The organism is Vibrio sp. 947, assembly GCF_033339115.1.
Classification (GTDB): domain Bacteria; phylum Pseudomonadota; class Gammaproteobacteria; order Enterobacterales; family Vibrionaceae; genus Vibrio; species Vibrio alginolyticus.
The window spans coordinates 89,182-111,146 of the sequence record NZ_JAWOTX010000003.1; the positions used below are offsets into that span (position 1 = coordinate 89,182).

General features: G+C 45.6%; 21 protein-coding genes. 14 read left to right on the top strand and 7 right to left on the bottom strand.

Annotated elements, in window-relative coordinates:
- Window positions 1–30: 30 nt before the first annotated feature.
- Window positions 31–936, bottom strand: a complete 906-nt coding sequence (locus tag R7Q39_RS04790; protein WP_005376505.1) for a DMT family transporter — start codon at window positions 934–936, stop codon at window positions 31–33.
- Between the two features lie 169 nt (window positions 937–1,105).
- On the opposite strand from R7Q39_RS04790, the gene R7Q39_RS04795 reads away from it, so the two are divergent.
- The 3 genes from R7Q39_RS04795 (at window position 1,106) to R7Q39_RS04805 (ending at window position 3,779) form a co-directional block, all read left to right on the top strand.
- Window positions 1,106–1,564 carry an NUDIX hydrolase gene (locus R7Q39_RS04795; RefSeq protein ID WP_005376504.1) on the top strand — a complete coding sequence of 153 codons (459 nt, stop codon included), beginning with the start codon at window positions 1,106–1,108 and terminating at the stop codon, window positions 1,562–1,564.
- A 104-nt stretch (window positions 1,565–1,668) separates the two neighbouring features.
- Entirely contained in the window at window positions 1,669–2,241 is a 573-nt protein-coding gene (locus R7Q39_RS04800) for a GNAT family N-acetyltransferase (protein ID WP_318075820.1), read from the top strand.
- Window positions 2,242–2,366: 125 nt separating this feature from the next.
- A complete protein-coding gene (locus R7Q39_RS04805) occupies window positions 2,367–3,779 on the top strand; it encodes a coniferyl aldehyde dehydrogenase (protein WP_318058257.1) in 1,413 nt (470 codons plus the stop codon).
- A gap of 67 nt (window positions 3,780–3,846) precedes the next feature.
- Here R7Q39_RS04805 and R7Q39_RS04810 read toward each other — a convergent pair whose 3' ends face one another.
- On the bottom strand, window positions 3,847–5,250 hold the full coding sequence (locus R7Q39_RS04810; protein ID WP_237306301.1) for an anion permease: 1,404 nt from the start codon (window positions 5,248–5,250) through the stop codon (window positions 3,847–3,849).
- 273 nt (window positions 5,251–5,523) lie between these two features.
- On the opposite strand from R7Q39_RS04810, the gene R7Q39_RS04815 reads away from it, so the two are divergent.
- The gene (locus R7Q39_RS04815) at window positions 5,524–7,098 is read left to right on the top strand and encodes a sensor histidine kinase (protein ID WP_318075822.1); all 1,575 of its coding nucleotides are present in this window, start codon (window positions 5,524–5,526) and stop codon (window positions 7,096–7,098) included.
- Window positions 7,095–7,772, top strand: a complete 678-nt coding sequence (locus R7Q39_RS04820) for a response regulator (RefSeq protein ID WP_130545335.1) — start codon at window positions 7,095–7,097, stop codon at window positions 7,770–7,772. Before R7Q39_RS04815 ends, R7Q39_RS04820 begins: the two co-directional genes overlap by 4 nt.
- 77 nt (window positions 7,773–7,849) lie before the next feature.
- Here the strand turns inward: R7Q39_RS04820 and R7Q39_RS04825 are convergent, their stop codons facing one another.
- On the bottom strand, window positions 7,850–8,329 hold the full coding sequence (locus R7Q39_RS04825) for an aminoacyl-tRNA deacylase (RefSeq protein ID WP_005486498.1): 480 nt from the start codon (window positions 8,327–8,329) through the stop codon (window positions 7,850–7,852).
- A 156-nt stretch (window positions 8,330–8,485) separates the two neighbouring features.
- Between R7Q39_RS04825 and R7Q39_RS04830 the strand changes: the two genes are divergently transcribed.
- The 4 genes from R7Q39_RS04830 to R7Q39_RS04845 all read left to right on the top strand — a co-directional run bounded on the left by R7Q39_RS04830 (window position 8,486) and on the right by R7Q39_RS04845 (window position 13,478).
- Complete coding sequence (locus R7Q39_RS04830) at window positions 8,486–10,027, top strand: glutamate synthase-related protein (protein WP_318075824.1); 1,542 nt, start codon at window positions 8,486–8,488, stop codon at window positions 10,025–10,027.
- A 186-nt stretch (window positions 10,028–10,213) separates the two neighbouring features.
- Entirely contained in the window at window positions 10,214–12,388 is a 2,175-nt protein-coding gene (gene katG, locus R7Q39_RS04835) for a catalase/peroxidase HPI (RefSeq protein WP_318075825.1), read from the top strand.
- Between the two features lie 165 nt (window positions 12,389–12,553).
- Window positions 12,554–13,006, top strand: a complete 453-nt coding sequence (locus R7Q39_RS04840) for an antitoxin Xre/MbcA/ParS toxin-binding domain-containing protein (RefSeq protein ID WP_017820987.1) — start codon at window positions 12,554–12,556, stop codon at window positions 13,004–13,006.
- Window position 13,007: 1 nt separating this feature from the next.
- Window positions 13,008–13,478: an RES family NAD+ phosphorylase gene (locus tag R7Q39_RS04845; protein ID WP_005376497.1), complete on the top strand. Its 471-nt coding sequence runs from the start codon at window positions 13,008–13,010 to the stop codon at window positions 13,476–13,478.
- 79 nt (window positions 13,479–13,557) lie between these two features.
- Here R7Q39_RS04845 and R7Q39_RS04850 read toward each other — a convergent pair whose 3' ends face one another.
- Window positions 13,558–15,408: an acyltransferase family protein gene (locus tag R7Q39_RS04850; RefSeq protein ID WP_318075826.1), complete on the bottom strand. Its 1,851-nt coding sequence runs from the start codon at window positions 15,406–15,408 to the stop codon at window positions 13,558–13,560.
- A gap of 241 nt (window positions 15,409–15,649) precedes the next feature.
- Between R7Q39_RS04850 and R7Q39_RS04855 the strand changes: the two genes are divergently transcribed.
- Window positions 15,650–15,925: a nitrogenase-stabilizing/protective protein NifW gene (locus R7Q39_RS04855; RefSeq protein WP_005376494.1), complete on the top strand. Its 276-nt coding sequence runs from the start codon at window positions 15,650–15,652 to the stop codon at window positions 15,923–15,925.
- A gap of 117 nt (window positions 15,926–16,042) precedes the next feature.
- Here the strand turns inward: R7Q39_RS04855 and R7Q39_RS04860 are convergent, their stop codons facing one another.
- Together R7Q39_RS04860 and gloA are read right to left on the bottom strand one after the other, a co-directional pair.
- Window positions 16,043–17,143, bottom strand: coding sequence for an alkene reductase (locus R7Q39_RS04860; protein WP_318075827.1), 1,101 nt, complete (start codon window positions 17,141–17,143; stop codon window positions 16,043–16,045).
- A gap of 11 nt (window positions 17,144–17,154) precedes the next feature.
- On the bottom strand, window positions 17,155–17,541 hold the full coding sequence (gene gloA, locus R7Q39_RS04865; protein ID WP_053303545.1) for a lactoylglutathione lyase: 387 nt from the start codon (window positions 17,539–17,541) through the stop codon (window positions 17,155–17,157).
- A gap of 211 nt (window positions 17,542–17,752) precedes the next feature.
- Here gloA and R7Q39_RS04870 point away from each other — a divergent pair, with 211 nt between their 5' ends.
- Both R7Q39_RS04870 and R7Q39_RS04875 read left to right on the top strand, forming a co-directional pair.
- Window positions 17,753–18,181 carry a PaaI family thioesterase gene (locus R7Q39_RS04870; protein WP_104976129.1) on the top strand — a complete coding sequence of 143 codons (429 nt, stop codon included), beginning with the start codon at window positions 17,753–17,755 and terminating at the stop codon, window positions 18,179–18,181.
- A 26-nt stretch (window positions 18,182–18,207) separates the two neighbouring features.
- A complete protein-coding gene (locus R7Q39_RS04875; protein WP_005376487.1) occupies window positions 18,208–18,597 on the top strand; it encodes a MazG nucleotide pyrophosphohydrolase domain-containing protein in 390 nt (129 codons plus the stop codon).
- A gap of 43 nt (window positions 18,598–18,640) precedes the next feature.
- On the opposite strand, the gene R7Q39_RS04880 is transcribed toward R7Q39_RS04875, so the two are convergent.
- On the bottom strand, window positions 18,641–19,516 hold the full coding sequence (locus R7Q39_RS04880) for a universal stress protein (RefSeq protein WP_213877285.1): 876 nt from the start codon (window positions 19,514–19,516) through the stop codon (window positions 18,641–18,643).
- A 215-nt stretch (window positions 19,517–19,731) separates the two neighbouring features.
- Here R7Q39_RS04880 and R7Q39_RS04885 point away from each other — a divergent pair, with 215 nt between their 5' ends.
- A complete protein-coding gene (locus R7Q39_RS04885; RefSeq protein WP_186585352.1) occupies window positions 19,732–21,075 on the top strand; it encodes a magnesium transporter in 1,344 nt (447 codons plus the stop codon).
- Window positions 21,076–21,370: 295 nt separating this feature from the next.
- Window positions 21,371–21,913, top strand: a complete 543-nt coding sequence (locus R7Q39_RS04890; RefSeq protein ID WP_130545342.1) for an AAA family ATPase — start codon at window positions 21,371–21,373, stop codon at window positions 21,911–21,913.
- The last annotated feature ends 52 nt before the right edge of the window (window positions 21,914–21,965 follow it).

The following is a 21,965-nucleotide window of genomic DNA, read 5'->3' on the forward strand; positions in this document are numbered from 1 at the left end:
ATGTCGTGTTTACGGTTCTGGGTAGGTATATCAAGCGTTGCGCTTAATAAAAGGTAACCGTAAGTGATGACCAAACGCATTAATTAATGCGCCTGTAACAATCAGACCGCCACCGACGTACGTCCAAATGATCGGAACCTCGCCAAAGAAAATGATGCCTAACAACACAGAAAATACGATCTGGATATACGAATAAGCGGAGGCTTTACCCGCTTGTTGAGTTTGCATCGCTTTGGTTAACCCCAATTGTCCAATTTGGGTAAAGACACCAACTAGAACCAACATGAAAGTCAGATATAGATCGGGCATTACAAAATCGTCGCCAATCAGTAAGAGTGAAGCGGGGAGAGCAACCAACGGGAAATAGAAAATGATCACTGAGCTGTCTTCTGTCTGACTCAGTTTTCTGACAATGACGTAGGCAATTGAGCTACCAAATGCGCCTAAGATCGCAATCATGACGCTAAACATTGGTAAAGCGCTATCTGAGCCTTGCCCCGTTTCTGGGCTTACCATGATATAGATGCCGAGTAAGCACAACGCAATACAAAGGAAAGTTGACGGCTGGATGCGCTCTTTCAAGAAAAATACGGCGAGTAGTGCAGTAAATACCGGATGAATATATTGGAATATCGTCGCTTCTGCCAAAGGTAAGGTGGTCACTGAATAATATACACACATCAGAGCCATCGTGCCCACAGCACCGCGTGCAAATAGTAATGGCTTATTATTGCCCCATACAGAAATTCGTTTTCGCTTTACATCGAAATAACTAATGATAAGTGAAACGAGCGCTCTTGCTGCAACGATTTCAAAAACGGGGATACCGTAGTTGCCGACGTGCTTTACTGTAGCCGACATCAGAGCAAAGCCGAACGCGGAAAGCACCATAAAGCGCACACCGATGGGAATCATAGTGTTGAATGAATTGGACATTTTACTGCTCATTTGTTGCGACAGATCTCACTTTATCATACTTAGTTAGCGATTAAATCCTCTCAACTCAAACACTTCTGTCGACAAGATGAATAAACAGTAGAATACGTAGCAATTAATCTGCCTCTCTTCAGCGTAACAATAAAAACCCGATATTTAAGGAGCTTACATGATCCCGATAAAAGCAACGCATGTTTCAGGCGTTGTCATTTCAAAAATTGATGGCATAGAAAAAATGCTGTTACTCAAACGCGTAAAAGGTGGCTATTGGTGCCATGTTGCAGGTGGTATCGAAGCGGGTGAAGCCGGGTGGCAAACCATTTTAAGAGAGTTAAAAGAAGAGACACTAATTGACCAAGTTGAGTTACATACAGCAGACTTTCTAGAGCAGTTCTACGAAGCAAAAAATAACCGTATCATGGTTATCCCATGTTTTGTGCTATTTTGTCCGCCTAACCAATCAGTTGTTCTTAACGAAGAGCATACAGAGTATCGCTGGTGTACGCTTGAAGAAGCTAAGCAGCTGGCTCCGTTTGCCAATCAGCATCACCTCTATGAACATGTATGGAAACATTATGTAGATGTGGCATCACTAACGCCATTTACGCTGATCGATCAAAAGGGCTAAATGAACGGCAACGGCTTTGATTAGTTTTTATAGAGAGGTTTGTTCTCATAAAATGAAGCGTTAGGATTTGCGCTGAGCGTTCACAATAAAAAGGAATAACATCTATGGATGAAGTCACATGCCAAGAGACGTATCAAGGAAATCACTTACAGAAGCGTTTTTCCGTCTCGCAAAGGGTCTCAATTGAGCCGCTCAACACGAAACACGCGTCCGCTTTACTAGAGGTTGTGAACACTCACCGAAAGAGCCTTGAGGGCTATCTACCTTGGACGGATTCTGTCACGAATCATAGAGAGGCCGTTAACTACATTTCCCAGCGAGTGAACAGTAACGCGCTGGATTCCCACTGGTGTGCAATTTATTTTGATGAGCAACTTACGGGTGTTATTGGCATTAAAGGTGTGGATTCACATACACGTGTTACTGAAATTGGCTACTGGCTTGCTAACAATGGGCGAGGCCATCGTGTGATTGATCAAGTACTCGCAGTATTGATCCCTTTCTTGAAGAAGAAAGGGCACGCACAATTCATTCAGTTCCATTGTATGGAAGATAACATCGCTAGCATCAATATTGCTGAGCGTGCAGGCGCCACATTAAAAGAATACGTTGATCATGAGTTCGATATGCTTGACCGCTCTCAACGACTAGGCATTTATGAACTACGTTTGACGTAGTATCCACCCTAGAGATATTTTAATCAGAGTTCGAACTCTAACTTCACGAGCGCTACAATAGTAACATTGTTGCGCTCGTGTTAACTTGGGGCGTCATTGGTAGAAACTAGGCTAGGAGAAGCATCATGAACGCAATCACAGAGGTTGAAGTAGATAACTTGTTACAGCAAAGCCTCGAACGCTTAAAAGCGGCATATGCAGCCGAGCCTTATCCTAGTTTGGATGAACGTAAACAGCGCCTCGTTTTGTTAAAAAAATCGCTGCTTGAGAACAAACAAGCTCTGGTTGACGCGTTAAGTGACGATTTTGGCTATCGCTCAGAATTTGATACCGCTATGACCGACGTTTTGCCAACGGTCTCGCATATTAATTATACCCTCAAGCGACTAAAAAAATGGTGCAAACCCAGCAAGCGCGAATCCGGCTTATTGCTCGCACCTTCTAAAGTCACCGTTCAGTATCAACCGTTAGGTGTCGTCGGGATCATTTCACCGTGGAACTTTCCTGTGATTTTGAGCCTTGCGCCTTTAGTGACAGCATTGGCTGCTGGCAACCGCGTGATGATGAAGCTCAGCGAATTTACGCCAAAAACCAATAAAGTCATCGTCGATGTTTGCCGTGGGTTGTCTGAGTATGTCGAAGTTTTTGAGGGTGAAGCAGACGTCGCACAAGCATTCAGCCAACTGCCATTCGATCACCTTTTGTTCACGGGTTCTACGAGTGTTGGTCGCGCAGTGGCAAAAGCGGCAGCGGAAAACCTTACCCCGGTGACGTTAGAGTTGGGTGGAAAGTCCCCGGTGATCATTGCAAAAGATGCAGACATGAAGAAAGCCGTTGATGCTATCTTGTTTGGTAAATGCATTAATGCAGGCCAGATTTGTGTCGCGCCTGACTACGCATTTGTACCGCAAGAACGTGTCGAAGAGTTCATTTCGCTATTCTTAAAACGTTTTGAAAAGCTCTATTTAAAATCCAACAAGAATCAAAAGCTGACCCATATTGTCAACCAACGACAATATGATCGTTTGACTGCGCTACTTGAGGATGCAAAAGCGCAAGGTGCTAACCTTCACACTGTTGAAGCGTCGCCCCAAGAGGAACGACTTCTGTATCCTCATTTGGTCACGGATGTGTCGCCGAATATGCGAATCATGCAAGAGGAGATCTTCGGGCCATTTCTACCTGTTAAGCCCTACAATGCGGTTGATGAAGCGATTGATTACATTAATCAGCGCCAAAGACCACTTGCGCTGTATGTTATGTCGGACGACAAATCGACCATCAAACAGATCGTGCGCAACACACACAGTGGCGGCGTCGGCATTAACGACACGGTATTACACGTTGGCGCTGAAGATGCGCCTTTCGGTGGCATTGGTCAATCGGGCATTGGTCATTATCACGGAGTGGAAGGATTCAGAACCTTTAGCCATGCGAAAACCGTACTCCACACGCCGAAATGGCTGCCAAGGACGGGGGCTTTAATGCGTCGCAGAGCAATGGCGATAAAAGCGATTCAAAAGATTTTTGTTCGATAGTGATTGGATTGATAAAAAACCGCCCAAACGGGCGGTTTTTTGGTTTCTATGCGTTCTAAATTGCGGATTACCAAAGGCCGAGAAGCTTCCACCACGCACCGCCAACAAAAACAAAGATTGGAATGACGATGAGTGAGAAGATAAACCCGATTTTCCACCAGTTTTGCAGAGTGTGGAAACCAGCACCAAACAAGATTGGCGCAGGGCCAGACGAGTAATGCGTGGTTGACATATACAAGTTGCTGAAAATACCAAGAACAATCGCAGCAAGCATCGGAGGCGCGCCAGCAGAGATCGCAATTGCCAGGAACGCGGAGTACATCGCACTGATGTGTGCCATTGCACTCGCCATCAAATAGTGGCTGTAGTAGTAAACCAAAAGAAGCACGACGATGGTTGTCACCCAGCCAAAGCCGGACAGTGACTCGGCCATAGACTCGCTGAACCAGCTGATGAATCCGAGTTTGTTAAGTTGCGCAGCCATCATTACCAATACAGCGAACCAAGTTATGGTGTGCCATGCTTCTTTTTCGCCAAGAACGGCGTCCCATGTGATGGTGTGAGTGAGAAGCAAGAAAACTAACCCAAGTAAAGCCGTAACCGTTGCATGAATGCCTAATGTTGGGCCCAATACCCAAAGTGAAACCATACCGATAAAAGTGATACAAACCATCAGCTCGTCACGCGTCATTTGGCCCATTTCAGCCAGCTTTTGACGCGCAATTTCACGCATTTCTGGCGTCTTTTTTAGCTCTGGTGGAAACACCATGTACATCACGAGTGGGATGAGGAACAAACACAACAAACCAGGGACGATCGCCGCGGTTGCCCAGCCAGCCCATGTGATTTCAACGCCTTGTTCTTTTGCGAAGTTAGCGGCGAGTGGGTTACCTGCCATAGAGGTTAGGAACATCGCACAAGTAATCGCGTTACATTGGAAGATACATTGCACCAAAAATGCGCCGATTCGGTTCTCAGTACCTTTTTCTGGGTCGGAATCATAAGCACTCGCAACCGAGCGAAATAGCGGAGAAATAATACCGCCACAACGTGCTGTGGTACTTGGGGTTGCAGGTGCAAACAGCAAATCAGTCAACACTAAGCCGTAAGCAAGGCCTAATGAGTTGTGACCAAGTTTAGAGATAAACCAGTATCCGACGCGTCGACCAAAGCCGGTGGTAATAAAACCGCGAGAGATAAAGAACGCAGCTGCAATCATCCAAATCGTTGGGTGAGCGAAGCCAGTCAGTGCGGTTTTGATTGGTAGTACGCCAAGCAGTGTCGCGAGCGTCAAACCCATCAAGGCCATCGCGCCAAGAGGAAGTGGGGCGAGGATCAAGCTTAGTACGGTGGTGACGAAAATCGCCATCATTTGCCAAGCTTGATCGGTGAGTCCTTCCGGGGTTGGGATAAACCATAAGATGCAGCCTATCGCGACCAGTAGGAGCATTTTTATTTGGGAACTATTCATACATCCATCTCCAAGTTATTTTTCTTCATCATAGGGTTTGGAAATGGCAAAAAACTGAGAGAAATCAATTTCATCAACGACGTACTTGAGCTCTTTATCAATTTGCATGTCACGACAAAATCTGTTTGAAAAATAATTGAGAATAAACGCATTAAATTAATAAAAGTCATAAAAATTACCACTGAGATCCGCGTCAAAATTCATGGTGAGAGGCCCTAAGTCGAATAAGGAATTGCGGTAAGCTTAGGGCAAGTCATTTCTTGGAATCCTATCGTGCCGTTTGCTTCCTTTTCTTTTACTAAACAACTGGCGGTATTGCTCAGTGGTGTAATGCTATTGGGCATGTTGAGTTGGTGGAGTTACAGTGCTCATCAGTTGGACGACATCCTCACTCATCAAATCAGCCTGCGTGCTCAAGTTCAGTCGCAGCAGCTCTCGCAATTGTCCAGCCTTATCGCCGCTGTTGGGGCTGGTAGCGCAAGCAAAACGTCAGAAATCATCAATGCGGTTCAGGCGGTGAGTGATGCGGACTTTATCACCGTGAGTGATCGCGCAGGAATTCGGCTGGCACATCCTGTCGCTGAACGCGTTGGTTTGCCTGTGCTGGGAGGTGACATTGAAAGAGCGCTGGAAAACGGCGAGTCCTACCTTTCTTATGGCGTGGGATCTTTAGGGCCATCGGTTCGTTACATATCTCCCATTTTTTCCAATGAAGGCGATGTGATTGGCATGATCAAAGTTGGCTATTTGATTGATACTTTGGATCTCTGGACAAGCGAACGGTTATTGCCCTTGATATCGTTCGGAATCATTGCCGTCGGTATTTGTATTTGGTTGTCTTGGAAGTTTTCTCGCTATGTTCGAACTCAAATGCAAGAGTTAGAACCTTGGCAGCTTAAGCAGGCATTAAAAACGCATCAAGGCGTGCTGCAAGCGACGTATGAAGGATTGGTCGCGATAAACTCCGAGGGAAGTTTGTATCTTATTAATGATTCCGCTCGCGCTATGCTCAACTATCATCAAGAGCTTGGTAACGTATTTACCTATGGGATAGATAACCCAGAAAGTTTTTCGCTGAAAGGTGACGATTACATTAATGGATTGATTCGCGTGAATGGCAAAAACTTGGTGATGAACCGAGTTACGCTTCGTACGTCGACAGGTGAGCCTTATGGCGCAGTGTTTAGCTTGCGTGACCAAAATGAGATGCACGTACTCTCGGAGAAAATCAGTCAGGTGACGCAGTACATGGAGAACATGCGCGTTGCGCGTCACGAGTATCAAAATAAGCTTTCGACTATCTCGGGCCTCTTACAAATGGGGGCTTACGATAAAGCGCTTTCAGTTTGTTTGTCGCAAGCGAAAGCCAGTCAATCACAACTGGATTCGCTACATGCGCTGAATAGCAGACCGGCCTTGTCAGCCTTGATTTTGGCAAAGGCGAGCAAAGCCAACGAACTGGGTGTGGCACTGAGCATTGACTGCCAAAGTGATTTGAGCGCGCTGTCTCGCCGTTTGTCAGAAGAACAATTGTGTGGGTTGATTGGCAATTTAGCTCAAAACGCTTTGGAAGCGGTGAAAGGACAAGAGAACGGTCATGTACACATCGGTATTTCAGAATCGGCCTGCGAGTACACCATTCAGGTTTCGAACAATGGCCCGCTGATCGAGAGTGAATTTGATGCGTTGTGCGAATTGGGCTTTACCACTAAGCAAAACAAAGCCGATCATGGAGTAGGCATGTACCTTGTACGTTCCATCGTTGAGCAAGGCAATGGGCATATGGAGTTGGACAGTGACGAGCAAGAAACCGCGTTTACGATCTATTTCCCCAAGGAGTTAGGATGATAAAAGTAGTCATAGTGGAAGATGATCCCAACATTGCAGAGCTTCATCACCATTTCATTGAGCAAGTGGAACAATATCAAGTCGTCGGTATTGCTGGTAGTATTCACATTGCCCAGCAGCTAGTGACGCATACTAAGCCGGATTTGGTCATCGTCGACAACTACTTGCCAGACGGGCAAGGTGTCGAGCTGGTTTATCAATGGTTAGAGAGCGACCAGAAACCAGAATGCATTTTGGTCACGGCGGCCAATGACGCATCTACGGTTCAAAAAGCCCATCGTTTCGGTGCATTTGATTACTTAGTCAAGCCCGTTGATTACTCAAGACTAACCGAAAGCTTGCTTCGTTTCGCAAAGGTTAAAAGCCATATGCGTAGCCAAGAGAGTTTTCGACAGTCGCAGCTTGATGATTTGTTCCATCTTGGAAAAGGCACGCCAACGGATTTGGCTGGTTTAGATCCTTTTATGTTCCGTCAGGTGGTGGATCTGTTTACGCACGTGCATGTCGAGCACACCGCATTGAGTGTGTCGGAAAGCTTAACCATCAGTAAGAGCACGGCGCGTCGTTATTTGGATAAAGCCGTTGGACACGGTGAGTTGGTGGCATTTTTAGAACACGGGAAAGTAGGGCGACCGACTCGGGTTTATCGCAATAAGTTAGTCTCAGAAAGCTAAGTGTTTGAGATAAAGCACAAAGAAAGGCTCTTGTTGAAAGAGCCTTTTTCACGAAATGTCGACATACTTTGGCAAGTTTAATGCAGAACTTCACTGCTGAATCTTAAGTATTTGCAGTCGTTCATCAAATCTTTAAATGCCTTTCTATCCAGCTTAATCAGAGTTTCATGATCGCCGGCTTCGAGATAGACATGTTCCAAATTTGCTAACCTTTCATCGCAAACTGTCGACATGTGGTAAGGGCTACCAATCGGTGGAATAGCGCCGTGTTCACAATCGGTGAAGAGTCGGTAAACCATACGCTCTTTCACCAAGTGGAAGGTGGCATTAAATTCGTCGTTTAATCTCGACAAACTGATTTTGTTGTTGGCAGGTAAGACCGCCATCATATGACGCCCTTCATGATCCTCTAGAATCACACCTTTTGCGATATTCATTAAAGGCACACCTGCTGCAACACCACTTTGTAGCGAGCTATGACTGTGGCTGTGATTCACGGTTTGAAAGTGAATGTTATGCTCAGTCAAATATTCATCTAATCGGGTTGCAATCGTCATATAGCCTCCACGTGTATGAGACCCATAAAAAGTATAGGTTAGTCGGGCGACAATCGCGCATTTTACTCGGCGACACTGACGCTCTTTACGCTCCTGTTCTACGCTTATTGCAAGCCAGCGAGAAAGCATGGTTAACAATAATAAATAGGGGGCAACATGAGCAAGCCAATCATCGCTGATAACAAGCCGATCAAAGTAGAGTTGAAAGCAGGGCAAGAATATTACTTCTGCCGATGTGGGCGTTCTAAAAAACAACCTTACTGCGATGGGTCTCATTCGGGAACCGGCTTAAAGCCAATGAGCTTTAGTGCGGAAAAAGACGAAGATGCCTATCTCTGCCAATGTAAGCATACCGCCAATGCTCCTTTTTGTGATGGTACACACAAGCGATTTACCGCAGAGCAAGTCGGTAAAGAGGGACCGGAACAAAAGCGAGAGAAAAGAGACAAACCAACGGCGTCTGCTACTCAAGAAGAACCAACCCTCGAGTTTATCCACCAATTAGCGAGAGAAGGACTCTCTAAACTCGGTCATCATGGTCCGATGGCTGCAATGGGGGTTCCTAGGCATTTGCTACCACATTGGGATGCTATACAAATTATGGTGGCGCAAATGGCGACACAACCGTTGTTGGAAGACGTTCCTGTGTCTACCGAGTTGATTGTGGGACCAAACGCGCGTAAGCCGCTCAGACTCGCCATTCCTTTGTTGGTGTCGGACATGAGTTTTGGCGCACTTTCTGAAGAGGCGAAAATTGCACTAGCAAAAGGTGCAGAGTTGGCAGGGACTGGGATTTGCTCTGGTGAGGGTGGCATGTTACCGGAAGAACAAGCCGCTAATTCACGGTATTTCTATGAGCTTGCTAGTGCTCAATTTGGCTACGACGAATCTAAGCTTCTTAATGTTCAGGCGTTTCACTTTAAAGGTGGGCAAGGAGCAAAAACGGGCACGGGTGGTCATCTGCCTGCAAATAAAAATGTAGGTAAGATCTCTCAGGTGAGAGGCATCCCCGAAGGACAACCAGCGATATCACCACCAACGTTCAAAGATCTTCACACTACTCACGATTTCAGAAAGTTTGCTGACAGAGTTCGTGGCATCACAGGCGGTATTCCAATTGGATTTAAACTCAGTGCCAACCATATTGAGCAAGACATTCAGTTTGCGCTTGATGCTGGGGCTGATTATATCATCTTAGATGGTCGCGGTGGTGGCACGGGTGCGGCGCCAACTATGTTCCGTGATCATATTAGTGTTCCCACCATCCCTGCATTAGCTCGTGCACGTAAGTACTTAGATGAAAAAGGCGTAAGTGACCGCGTCACATTAATCATCACCGGTGGGTTGCGAGTTCCTACGGATTTTGTCAAAGCGTTGGCACTTGGAGCAGACGGAGTAGCGATAGCAAACAGTGCGATGCAATCGGTCGGTTGTGTCGCGGCTCGCATCTGCAACACCAATAATTGCCCGGCAGGCATTGCGACACAAAATGCCGATTTGAGGCAGCGTCTCGACGTTGAAAAGTCATCCCAGCAACTGAAAAATTTCTTCGAATCCTCGGTCGAGCTCATGAAAGTCATGGCGAGGGCGTGTGGTCATCACGCTCTGAATGAATTTAGTCATCATGATTTAGCGACCTGGGATCACAACATGGCGAGGCTGTCTGGGATTAAGTATTCAGGTATGGACTTAAACTGATCTCTATCCATATTTTCTGCATATAGGTACATGTTTGATAACAATTATTTATTCGCTGAAATGTTTGAAATTTTGACTTGGCGTTAACTAAAAAAACAGTGTATGAACTACGCTGTTTGAGGTGGATATTCGATTTATTGAATAACAAAGAGTGGTTACCACAACCACGACACGAAGGAGCATTATATGAGCAAAGCAAACGGCGGTTCGGTAGGTAAATGTCCAGTTATGCATGGTGGGCAAACATCTACAGATAAGTCGGTGATGGATTGGTGGCCGAATGCCTTGAACTTAGACATCCTGCATCAACACGACTCCAAAACCAACCCATTTGGTCAGGACTTTAATTACAAAGAAGAACTGAAAAAGCTAGATGTCGAAGCACTTAAAAAAGATTTAAAAGATTTAATGACTGATAGCCAAGACTGGTGGCCTGCCGACTGGGGACACTACGGTGGTTTAATGATCCGAATGGCATGGCATGCAGCGGGCAGTTATCGTATTGCGGATGGCCGTGGCGGTGCTGCTACAGGCAACCAACGCTTTGCTCCTCTCAACTCTTGGCCAGATAACGCCAACCTGGATAAGGCTCGACGCCTTTTATGGCCAATCAAGAAAAAATATGGCAACAAACTAAGTTGGGCAGACCTGATTGTCCTTGCCGGTAACATGGCGTACGAATCCATGGGTTTTAAGACCTTTGGCTTTGCGTTTGGACGAGAGGACATTTGGCACCCAGAAAAAGACACTTACTGGGGCTCTGAGCAAGAATGGTTAGCCACAAGTGACGCTGATAACAGCCGCTACTCTGGTGAGCGAGATTTAGAAAACCCGCTTGCTGCGGTAATGATGGGTCTTATCTATGTGAACCCTGAAGGGGTAGACGGTAACCCAGATCCTCTCAAAACAGCACATGACATGCGAGTGACCTTTGCGCGAATGGCAATGAACGATGAAGAAACCGTCGCGCTCACAGCTGGTGGTCACACGGTGGGTAAGTGTCATGGTAATGGTGATGCCGCAAACCTTGGCCCAGAGCCCGAAGCAGCAGACGTTCATGAGCAAGGTCTTGGCTGGATTAACCACAAAACACGTGGTATTGGCCGTGACACGGTAACGAGTGGCATTGAAGGTGCTTGGACAACACACCCTACACAATGGGACTACGGATACTTCCACCTACTATTTAAGTATGACTGGGAACTGAAAAAGAGCCCAGCAGGTGCATGGCAATGGGAGCCAATCGACATTGAAGAACAAGACAAGCCTGTCGATGTTGAAGACGGTTCTAAGCGCTACAATCCAATCATGACCGACGCCGATATGGCGCTCAAAATGGACCCTGAATATCGTAAGATTGCAGAAAAGTTCCAAAATGACCCTGCGTACTTTGATGACGTTTTTGCTCGTGCCTGGTTTAAGTTGACACACCGCGATCTAGGACCAAAATCATGTTATTTCGGCCCTGATGTGCCAAGCGAAGATCTTATTTGGCAAGACCCAACGCCCGTAGGTAAGACAGACTACGATGTTGATTTAGTAAAAACAAAAATCGAAGCAAGTGGCCTATCCATTAGTGAGTTAGTAAGTACGGCGTGGGATAGTGCGCGTACTTACCGTGGCTCTGACCGCCGAGGCGGTGCAAATGGCGCGAGAATTCGCTTGGCTCCGCAAAAAGATTGGCAAGGGAACGAACCTGAACGTCTAAGACGTGTTCTTGCGGTGTTAGAAAAAATAGCAGCAGAAGAGGGCTGTAGTGTTGCAGATGCTATCGTGCTTGCTGGTAACGTAGGTATTGAACTGGCTGCGCGTGCCGCAGGTCATGATGTATCTGTGCCATTCGCGCCAGGCCGAGGTGATGCCACCCAAGAGATGACGGATGTTGAATCATTCGAAGTACTTGAGCCTGTTGCTGACGGTTTCCGGAATTGGTTGAAGAAAGACTACGCGGTTAAGCCAGAAGAGCTTTTATTAGATCGTGCTCAGCTTATGGGACTAACGGCGCCAGAAATGACGGTACTTATCGGTGGTATGCGCGTTCTAGGCAGTAACTACGGCGGTGGAAAAGAGGGCGTATTTACTGACCGAGTCGGCACTTTGTCGAATGATTTCTTCGTGAACCTTACTGACATGGCATATACGTGGAAACCAGTGAGTGCTAATCAATATGAAATCCGTGATCGTAAAACCGACGCTGTGAAGTGGACGGCTACTCGAGTGGATCTTGTCTTTGGTTCAAACTCGATCCTGCGTTCGTATGCGGAAGTGTATGCGCAAGATGATAATCAGGAAAAATTCATCCATGACTTCATCGCCGCATGGACGAAAGTCATGAACGCGGATCGTTTTGACTTGCAATAAGTGAAACGATGCCCGTCGGTAGATGGGTTGATGAATAAGTAAGAGAGGCGGGCGAAAAGCTCGCCTTTTTCTTTACCTATCTTTTTACTTTGATTGTTACTTTGATTGAAAGTTAAGCTCATTTGAACCATAATAACTGGACCATATGAACCATAGGAGCTTGATATGGCAACTGCAGCATTAAAAAGCTTCAAACCGAAACAACCTCATAAAGCCAATTTCTGGTTTATGTTGGGTATTGAAGACGCTGAAACAGGTCGCACTGATGCGGTTCACAAAGGCTTTGAGCCAAAGGTGTATCGCAATATTGTTGAGCGTGTGAAGCTTTCTCAGAGTGAGTTTCAAAACGTCACATTGATACCTGTTAGCACGATCAAGCGTCGTCTAAAAAACGATGAGCGCTTCAATACGCAAGAAAGTGATGCAATCTATCGATTAGCGATGTTATTGAAACTCGCGACAGAACTGTTTGACGACGAAGAGCGCGCGTTAAAATGGATGAGAGAGAATGTGTATGGCTTAGGTGGAAAACGTCCACTTGATATGGTCTCGACCACGGTGGATTTTGAAATCGTAAAAGATTTGATCGGCCGTTTAGAGCACGGGGTATTCTCGTAATATGAAGCTCTATCGTCTCACACAAAAGAAATTTGCTGACACGCCATTCAGCCCCGTTGGCGCAAAGTTATTTGGAGGGCGATGGAACTCAAAAGGAACCGAAGCCCTCTACTTCTCTGAATCGGAATCCCTTTGCTCGTTGGAAGTGTTTGTGCACGTAAACAACGATCCTGCTATCACCAAACTTTACGATTTATATCGTATTGAAATGCCAGAATACCTCATCGCCACCTTAGATGAAGAAGATCTCCCTGTGACGTGGCGAGCAATACCGGCGAGCGAGTCTACGCAGTACATTGGTGATCAGTTTCTCAATGATCCTCATCCAGAGTTTGCCGCGCTGCAAGTGCCTTCAACGATTTCACCTCGTGATAAAAACTACGTGGTGAATCCAAATCATCCCAAAATGAAAGAGATCATCAAGAAAGCCGAAAAGCTCGATTTCGCGTTTGATCCGCGCATTTTCAAATAGACGCCTAGCTTTGTCTTGCTTTAAAGCATTCAGCGCTTACCTGAGATAAGCGCTGAAGCATAAAAGTTTATTTCCTTGGTTATTGTCGGTCGTAAGTGAACTGTTGCGCTTCATTTGTACTGTTGTGGTAATGCCCAAGCACTAACTCAGCACCTTTGTAAGATAAATGGCTGTCATCCGTATACATCGCATTGTTTGTACCAACTTTCATTCGACATACGCCATTCCTGCAAATGGCATCGGTCAAGTCGACAAACTCAACGTGCTCAAATTGCTCAAAGTAGTTCACTAACTTCGCCACGTTTCGAGGGTGATGTTGTTTGGGAGAAAAGTCGCAGGCAGACTCTTCTGTCTCGCCAAACAAACGCGCTTTCCAAAGGCATTCTCCTACCGCAAACGGTGCAGAAGGGGTTGGACCGAAAACGACCACTTCCTTTCCTTTCAGTTCATTCAATAATTTGGTTAATGATGCTTCATAATCGGCTTGTGAAAGCTCTTTATTGAAGTTAGAAGAGATAACAACGCGACGAATGGAAGGGGTACTTAGAATGGTATCGACAGCCTCATTAAAGAACTGTCGGCAAGGAACTGAGCCAGCACCTTTGATGGTGTCGACATAACCGACCGCACAGGAATCTTGAGTAAGTTGCACCACGCCAGTTGGTGTTACTTCGGATAGACGCTTCACGTAAACCATGCTGTGACTATTGCCTAACACAGCGATGGCGGGCTGCGGCGCAGACGAGCACACATCGTTAACGTTGGTGTTGCCGTTGCAATCTAAACCATAACCGTTGTTAACGCGCATGGCCTCGAAAAATGCGCTTCTTTCTGGAAAACCACCGTTCTGATGACCGATAACGCCGAGCGTTAGCAAGGGCAACGTCAACAACACAATAACCGCGGACACAGTGCGCATGCTCATGGCTTTTCGGCTACGGAACGGCTTTTCAATAAAGCGCCAAGTGAAGTAAGACAGTACAAAAAGAGCGATAACGTAAAGCGGGATATTGACGTCTTGTGTTGTGTCCAACATGTAGCGGTAAAAGACAAATAATGGAATGTGCCACAAGTATAAGCTGTAGCTGATTAAGCCGACGAACACGACCCATTTTAGGCTCAGCAATTTACCGCAGACATTGTCTTTAGAGGCAAACAAAATCACTAACGCGCTACCGATGACCGGCACCAACAAAGTGATACCCGCGCCATCTTGCGATTTTTCAAACAAAAGTGCAGAGGCCAATATCAAAACGATGCCAATGGTTGCCAGCGTATCGTTGGATTGAACTTGGGCTTTTCTCATTACCAATGCGAGTAATGAACCGGTTGCCAGCTCCCAAGCACGAGAGAAGATCATGTAGAAGGCGAAATCAGGATCGTTGCTCGAATAAACAATAGTCATCAAACTCAGCGCAAATACCGCGATGAAAAAAGTCAGGTAAAACGCGTTTTTGCCACGAGCGAGTAGCATGAGTAGCAAAGGAATGACAATGTAGTATTGTTCTTCAACGCCCAAGCTCCAGGTGTGAAATAGCGGATTGGCTTGATCTTCTAAACCGAAGTAATTGTGGCCTTTTAAATACAGAAGAATGTTGGATGAAGAAAGAATAGAAGACACTGCGAACTGACCAACGTCTTTGTGTGCTTGTGGCAAAAATAGCCACCAAGACATCAAATAGCTGACGGCAATCACCACCAGTAGCAGGGGAAGTATGCGGCGAATGCGTCGCTCATAAAAATCACCGAGGCTGAACTTCTGGTTTTCCAAATCGTTAATCACGATGGTGGTGATCAAATAGCCGCTGATAACAAAAAACACGTCGACGCCAATAAAGCCACCAGCGAATTGCTCAACTCCTGAATGAAACAAAATCACTAACGTGACAGCAATCGCCCTTAATCCGTCTACTTCCGCTCTGTAAGTCATATTGTGTCCCTCCAACATTCCGTTTAACGAAGTAGAGCAAAATATGAACCAGAAATAATATTGCTTTAAATCAGTACCTTAAATTGATTGTCAAAATAAAAATGCTAGGTGGGTTAACGAATTCCCAAATTGAATTTCAATATGGAAACCCCATAAAGAATGATCTTAAGAAGCGCTAAATCAAAGAACGTAAAGCGCGAGGCACTTAGACTTCATTGAAAATGATTACGCTAAAGAAACGATGACAGAGAATACGATTCAGGAAAAAATTGCCAGCTTTACTTGTATCGAAGAGGCTTTGGATTACTTCGACATCGAGTTTGATAGCAGATTTATCGAAAACAATCGAACCGAGTTGGTTAAGAGGTTTAACGGCTACTTAATCCTCACTAAACCGGATGATTGGTTTTCAGGCCGCCGCGCACTGAAAAACGCCTACTGTAAAGTACAACGCAGTTTGCTCAGTAAAAAGACGCGCTCTGCGTGTCGAGGTTGTACATCTTGTCAAAGACGTTAATTCTGGTGGCTTGCCTAAAAAGAACCCTGCATCTTGGCGTTACAGGGGGAAGAGCAAGGTTCTTTTGGTTTCGCTATTGGTTTGTCGCGAGTTGCGAATCAGCTTTACGTAGATGAATTAACCCGCGTGGTACGCAGGGTAGTCCACTAAGCCTTTTTCACCGCCGCCGAACAATGTGGCAGGGTCATGTTCTGCCAGTGGATAGCCATGCTTGATGCGGCTTGGTAAGTCTGGGTTTGCAACAAACGGACGGCCAAAGCCAATCATGTCAGCTAAACCACTTTCGATCGCGTGTTGCGCCTTTTCATCGTTATAACGACCGGCATAAATCAGTGTACCTTTATACGCCTCACGAACTGCGGTTTTAAAGTCGTGCGGAGTGTCTGGCGCGTCGTCCCAATCCACTTCAGCAATGTGAATGTAAACCACATTGAGTTTATCAAGCAGCGCTGCAGCGGCGGTGTAGGTTTCGACTGGCGTACTATCAACGGTGCCATTTAACGAAGTGAATGGTGCAAGACGAACACCAACACGCTCAGCGCCAATAGCTTGCGTCATCGCTTCTATCACTTCACCAAGAAAACGCAGACGGTTTTCAATAGAGCCACCGTATTCATCGGTGCGGTTATTCGCTTCAGAATCGATAAACTGGTTAACCAAGTAGCCATTCGCTGCATGAAGCTCGATACCATCGAATCCGGCTTCTATCGCGTTTAGTGCGGCTTGGCGGTACTCTTCAATAACGTTCTTGATGTCTTGTTTGGTCATTTCACGTGGCACAACCACGTCGACAAAACCCGGTTCGTCTGTGCCGTTATCGACAAATACTTTCACGTTTTCTGCTTTTAGCGCAGAAGAAGAAATAGGTTGCTCACCGCCAATGTTATCAGGGTGAGTCACACGTCCAACGTGCCACAATTGCGCGAAGATAACGCCGCCTTTCTCGTGCACCGCATTAGTTACCTTTTTCCAGCCAGCTATTTGCTCTGGGCTGTAAATGCCTGGTGTCCATGCATAGCCTTGACCCATTGGCGAAATTTGTGTGCCTTCAGCAACGATTAGGCCCGCTTCAGCACGTTGAGCATAGTATGTCGCCATAATGTAGTTAGCGATATTACCTGGTTGAGAAGCACGAGAGCGCGTCATCGAAGGCATAACGATACGGTTTTTTAATGAGAGAGAGCCAAGTTGAATGGGTTGAAATAATGCGTCTGTCATAGGAAACCTCGTTATTTGTGAGTTTGGATGAGTTCGATTTGGTAACCATCGGGATCTTTAATGAACGCGATGTGAGTTTCTCCGCCTTTCATTGGACCTGGCTCGCGAGTAACGTTGCCACCAAGCGCTTTAATTTTTTCGCAAGCGGCGTAAATATCTTCAGACCCCAGTGCCATGTGTCCGAATGCGTTACCCAAGTCGTAACTGTCGGTATCCCAGTTATAAGTTAGCTCGATGGTCGCGCCATCTGGTTGATCAGGGTTACCAACAAACACCAGTGAGTAACGGTATTCTTGGTTTTCAAAACGATCCAAAACACTCATTCCCAGAACTTTTGTATAAAATTCGATAGATTTGTCTAGGTCAGCTACACGGATCATCGTGTGGAGAAACTTCATAAGTCGCCTTTTCATAACGTTGCGTAATCACTATGCAAACCATATCGCCACTCTAAATAAACTGGAAATTATCGTTAATTATTAAAATGATTATTTAGTGTTATGAAAAGCGAGGTTGCTGGCCCTGCAACATGCAAACAAAGATTACTCGCCGTTTCTTTTTAATTGTTGGCATATGCTAATTACTCTTTTGAGAAACCGAGTAACTATCATGTCCACAAACAGCTACTGTCATTACACTCACGAATCTCATCATCAATGTGCGGTTTGTTCTTCAATTAATGTGAATCCGAACTCTTTGGCCGTGAACTACCAATACCTAGCCGATGACTCTGTTGTCGGAGAGTTTCACGTTTTACCGCGTCATCAAGGTTACACAGACCTGTTACATGGTGGTATTGCCAGTTCGCTTCTCGATGGTGCAATGACGCATTGTTTGTTATCTAGAGACATTCAAGCCCTTACGGCGCAGTTGGATGTGCGCTACCATGCACCTATTCAGTTAGATGATCGAGTCACGATTACTGCACACTGTGAAGGTGAACGACGCGGTATATATCAACTGGTGGCTCAATTACGGGTCAATAGCGAAGTTAGAGTGACGGCTAAAGGGAAGTTTATTCGTCCTAAAAAGGCATAAATAAAAACGTGTTCTACGGAGAGGCAATGAAGAAATTTGATGAGCTGTATGCAATTGCGACGAGAAAATCTCAATATGACCAAACCAATACTTGGTTTAAAGGCGTAGAGACTTATCTGGAGGCCATTGGCAAAGAAGTTGATGAAGTCCGCGAAGAGATTCGTGAGGATCGCCTTTGTCATTTGGAAGACGAGTTAGGCGATGTGTTGTGGAACTATCTTAACGTATTAAAAGCGCTGGAAAGAGAAAAGGGTATAGATCCTGAGAAAGTACTCGAAAGAGCCTGCAACAAATACGATCAGCGTGTATCTGCGATTGAGTCGGGACGCAGTTGGGATGAGATAAAACAGCAGCAGAAACAAGCCTTGAACGCAGAGCATGAAGCCGCGCAGTTAGAAGATGTAAAGAGCCAATAACTGCGCTTGGTATTGAAAGGATAGGTTAATAGGGAATACCTAGTCAGCCCTTGGAGCTGTTGACCAACAGTAGGTCACAAGGTGGTTGGTCAAGTAACGTGTCTACAGTGCTGCCAGACCAAAATTGAGATGACATGCTTCGTTTACATGCCCCCATAATCAAAATCGCTGCTTGTGATTGCTTAACTGCTTTTGGTAACGCCGTTTCAGGGTTTCCTTCCGGTAATAGTAATGGAACTCGCGTTAACTTTTGCGCACTAATAAAATCTGTAATGCCTGCTTTTTGATTGCTTAATATCTCTGCACGATAGCGAGAGAGGTATGGCGCGACGTATCGGCAGTAAACGAGCGTCATTTTCCCGCTTAAGGTTTGTTCTAATTTTGAGCCTCGCGAGACGATGGCTTTATCTACTATCGACTTTTCATCCCCTCGATGAAGTGGGTCGATTGCACAAAGCATGTTGGCGTGAGAAGGCCATGAACGCTCACTCAGTAGCAACAAGTCGCAATCTTGTTGTGCTAGTTCTGTGAGCATCGTTTGAATCTCGTGTTTGTTAAAGTGTCCCACGAGCAGTAAGTCAGTGTGGTCAACAAGTCGTTTCGCAACTTGCTCAACCCAATGGCTCCCTTTGAAATGCTCGTAAGAGAGCGTTGGTGTTTCAAGCTCTTCTTCTTCACAAAGTTCGACAACTAATGCGTTGAACTTTAAGGTCCAAGCTTCAAACTCAGCTTGTCTTTTTTTTATATGGTCAGAGTTGAAACTGAGAAAATGAGCGAATGCGTGATCTTCACTTCGGCGATGGTCTTCCACTAAAACCACAATAGGCTGAGCCAACGCTGTCGAAAATTGAATCACTTTACGAAGAACCTTACGACTTGGTAAGGCGGCCTGCTGAGTCAGAAAAAATACAGGTGCCATTGATTACTCCATTATCAAACAAGGCGAATGAGCCTGACACACATTCAAGTCTATACCATGAACTGATGCAGAGGCGTTTTGTTTCTGCGAGCGAAATATAAATTCCGCAATTAAGTCAACTATCGCCTAGAATTTTAACATCAAGAATTCATGCCTTCGGATAGCACATATCGTCAATGCGGCGAATGTGGTAGTGAAAGCTATAGGTAAAAGTAATGATAGATTCCAACCAATTGCAAATTAACCGCAAAGTGCCACATTTGCTTGCTGAGATCATTAAAGCGATAGAATCGACCGAAGACTTGAGCTTTTTGAAAGACTATCAAGAAGCACAGATTGCGAACATTTTGGAATCGGTCAACATTGCTTACCGTAAACGTGTCATAGAAGCAGTGCCGCCTGAGAAGTATTGGACGGTATTAAATTTGCTCCGATACGACACCGCCAAGCACATTCATCAATCACTCAATAAAGACTTACAACATGAACGCTTGACGTACATAACGGATTCAGAACTGATCATCTTTGCGGACTTTCTACCGACCGAATTTGTAGATGAATACCTTATTGATCAAAGTGAAGAGTCTGTCGCGCATATCCAACAAGCATTGTCGTATGAAGACAACAAAGTTGGACGTTATGCCGAGCCTCACTTTCTGGTCGCAAACCCTAAAAACAGCGTAGGAGGCATCAAAACCGAGCTGCTAAAACGTGGGCAAAGTCCAGTGCGGTTGATTATTGTGCGTGATGCAAGTGGTGTGATTGGTACGATAGAGCCGCAAACCCTGTTGCTGCACGAAAATCATATCAAACTTACCGACTTGACCGTAGTTACGCCAATTCTAGAAGATATTCAAACGATTCAAAGCGTCAGCAAACAAGTCTCGATTGATGGTGGAGCACATTGGTTTCCTATCATGGCTGGTGGCAAAATTATGGGCGTCTTGTCGATGGCGACCATCGCGATTACCTTGCGTGAACTCAGCCTACAAGCTGTAGTGGCAGAAAACGTACGAAGCGAAGAAGATTTGTTTACACCATTAAGCGTGGCTACAAGGCTAAGAGCACTTTGGTTGGTGATTAACTTGCTGACCGCTTTCGTAGCCTCCGCCATCATTGGGCTTTTTGATAATGTGGTCGAGCAAGTCGTTGCGCTTGCTATCTTAATGCCCGTTGTGGCGAGTATGGGCGGCATCGCAGGTAGCCAAACCTTAGCGGTGGCCATTCGGGGTATCGCATTGAACCACTTGCACCAAAGTAACTTGAAGCTATTGGTGAATAAGGAATTAAAAATCGCCACCATTAATGGCTTGATCATGGGATTAGTCATCGCGGGTGTCGTCTACATGGTGTTTGACTCTTGGCCATTGGCGCTTATTATCTGTTGTGCAATTTTCCTCAATAGTTTGGCGGCCGCGGCATCGGGTACGTTGATACCATTCACGTTGAAGAAGTTTAACATTGACCCCGCCGTGGCTGGCTCGGTAGTATTAACAACCGTTACCGATGTCGTCGGTTTCTTTGCGTTCTTAGGCTTAGGTGCCATTTTCTTGATATAGAAAGCCAATTGACGTGTTAACCATCAGAACCAATCGCACCACTTCCCAACCGAGTATTTTGGGCGAGCTTGCTTCGCTCAGCATTCCTCCGTTTTCCATAACCGATGAACACGCCGTTTAAGCTTTCATTTCATCAATATTTTCCACTGCTCATTTCTACCCCAAAACTTTCCACTAACGATCTCGCTTAACGCTGGCGTGCCAAATGCCATGCCAATTTCAAACGCCAAATGATGCCAATTTTCTTGGCTGTACACTCATTACTTCACTCAAACAAAAAAATAAGGAAAAGATTTTGAACAAACTCATCGTATTCACTGGTGGTCCCGGTGCAGGAAAAACCTCGGTTATCGAACAACTAAAAACACAAGGCTTTATCTGCGCGCCAGAAACCGGCCGTCAAATAATACAAACGCAGGTTGCCAATCACGGTTCAGCATTACCTTGGAATGACAAACAAGCTTTTCGAGACGAAATGATGAAGGCAGAAGTGAGCAATTACCGAGCTTTCAATGCTCACCAAGGGGACGTGTTTTTTGATCGCAGTATTGTGGACGTATATGGCTACAGTAAGTTGGAACAACTGCCAATCTCGCATGAGCTCATCACGCATTGCCAGACGCTTCGTTATCAATCTCAAGTATTCATTTTTCCACCTTGGGCATCGATATTCAGCAACGACGAAGAGCGAAAGCAAGATTTTTCTGAAGCGGTGGCTACGTATCAACAGATGGCCAGCGCTTATCACAAATTTGGTTATCAATTGATCGAAGTGCCCAAAATGTCAGTCGAAGACAGAGTAGCGTTTATTCTCGGCTCAGTCATCGAACAAGGCTGAAAGATGATTGATGCAAACAAATGCGTAAGGCGATTGTGAGCACGACAACAAT

Bases quoted from the DNA above. Each gene is read 5' to 3' on its own strand.
- R7Q39_RS04790 (WP_005376505.1), bottom strand. From the start codon at position 936: ATGTCCAATTCATTCAACACTATGATTCCCATCGGTGTGCGCTTTATG.
- R7Q39_RS04795 (WP_005376504.1), top strand. From the start codon at position 1,106: ATGATCCCGATAAAAGCAACGCATGTTTCAGGCGTTGTCATTTCAAAA.
- R7Q39_RS04800 (WP_318075820.1), top strand. From the start codon at position 1,669: ATGGATGAAGTCACATGCCAAGAGACGTATCAAGGAAATCACTTACAG.
- R7Q39_RS04805 (WP_318058257.1), top strand. From the start codon at position 2,367: ATGAACGCAATCACAGAGGTTGAAGTAGATAACTTGTTACAGCAAAGC.
- R7Q39_RS04810 (WP_237306301.1), bottom strand. From the start codon at position 5,250: ATGAATAGTTCCCAAATAAAAATGCTCCTACTGGTCGCGATAGGCTGC.
- R7Q39_RS04820 (WP_130545335.1), top strand. From the start codon at position 7,095: ATGATAAAAGTAGTCATAGTGGAAGATGATCCCAACATTGCAGAGCTT.
- R7Q39_RS04825 (WP_005486498.1), bottom strand. From the start codon at position 8,329: ATGACGATTGCAACCCGATTAGATGAATATTTGACTGAGCATAACATT.
- R7Q39_RS04830 (WP_318075824.1), top strand. From the start codon at position 8,486: ATGAGCAAGCCAATCATCGCTGATAACAAGCCGATCAAAGTAGAGTTG.
- katG (WP_318075825.1), top strand. From the start codon at position 10,214: ATGAGCAAAGCAAACGGCGGTTCGGTAGGTAAATGTCCAGTTATGCAT.
- R7Q39_RS04840 (WP_017820987.1), top strand. From the start codon at position 12,554: ATGGCAACTGCAGCATTAAAAAGCTTCAAACCGAAACAACCTCATAAA.
- R7Q39_RS04845 (WP_005376497.1), top strand. From the start codon at position 13,008: ATGAAGCTCTATCGTCTCACACAAAAGAAATTTGCTGACACGCCATTC.
- R7Q39_RS04850 (WP_318075826.1), bottom strand. From the start codon at position 15,408: ATGACTTACAGAGCGGAAGTAGACGGATTAAGGGCGATTGCTGTCACG.
- R7Q39_RS04855 (WP_005376494.1), top strand. From the start codon at position 15,650: ATGACAGAGAATACGATTCAGGAAAAAATTGCCAGCTTTACTTGTATC.
- R7Q39_RS04860 (WP_318075827.1), bottom strand. From the start codon at position 17,143: ATGACAGACGCATTATTTCAACCCATTCAACTTGGCTCTCTCTCATTA.
- gloA (WP_053303545.1), bottom strand. From the start codon at position 17,541: ATGAAGTTTCTCCACACGATGATCCGTGTAGCTGACCTAGACAAATCT.
- R7Q39_RS04870 (WP_104976129.1), top strand. From the start codon at position 17,753: ATGTCCACAAACAGCTACTGTCATTACACTCACGAATCTCATCATCAA.
- R7Q39_RS04875 (WP_005376487.1), top strand. From the start codon at position 18,208: ATGAAGAAATTTGATGAGCTGTATGCAATTGCGACGAGAAAATCTCAA.
- R7Q39_RS04880 (WP_213877285.1), bottom strand. From the start codon at position 19,516: ATGGCACCTGTATTTTTTCTGACTCAGCAGGCCGCCTTACCAAGTCGT.
- R7Q39_RS04885 (WP_186585352.1), top strand. From the start codon at position 19,732: ATGATAGATTCCAACCAATTGCAAATTAACCGCAAAGTGCCACATTTG.